This window comes from Myxococcus llanfairpwllgwyngyllgogerychwyrndrobwllllantysiliogogogochensis (assembly GCF_006636215.1).
Lineage (GTDB): Bacteria > Myxococcota > Myxococcia > Myxococcales > Myxococcaceae > Myxococcus > Myxococcus llanfairpwllgwyngyllgogerychwyrndrobwllllantysiliogogogochensis.
This window is the reverse complement of record NZ_VIFM01000941.1, coordinates 1-400: the sequence shown is the minus strand read 5'-3', so window position 1 is coordinate 400 and position 400 is coordinate 1. Positions and strand designations below refer to the sequence as shown.

The 400-nt window shown below is 57.0% G+C and carries 1 protein-coding gene; it reads left to right on the top strand.

Going from position 1 to position 400, the window contains the following annotated elements; all coding sequences use genetic code 11:
- Positions 1-58: 58 nt before the first annotated feature.
- Positions 59-400: cation:proton antiporter domain-containing protein (locus tag FJV41_RS56390; protein ID WP_181791648.1), on the top strand; the 342-nt coding region annotated here is incomplete at its 3' end.

Genomic DNA, 400 nt, shown 5'->3' with positions numbered 1-400 from the left:
TTGTTAAAATAGTGTCACTTTTAGCCTTTTTTCACGCCAGTCAGGGAGTACGTGAACATTGGACGCCGCTGCGGTCATTAGTCTGTTTATTCTGGGTTCTGTTTTAGTAACCTGCAGTATCTTATTGAGCTCCTTTTCTTCGCGCCTTGGCATCCCGATTCTGGTCATCTTTCTGGCCATCGGGATGCTGGCAGGCATTGACGGCATCGGCGGCATCCCCTTCGACAATTACCCCTTCGCCTATATGGTGAGTAACCTGGCGCTGGCGGTGATCCTGCTGGACGGCGGGATGCGCACCCAGGCCAGCTCCTTTCGCGTCGCGCTGTGGCCCGCGCTGTCGCTGGCGACGGTTGGGGTGCTGATCACCTCGGCGCTGACCGGGATGATGGCGGCCTGGTTG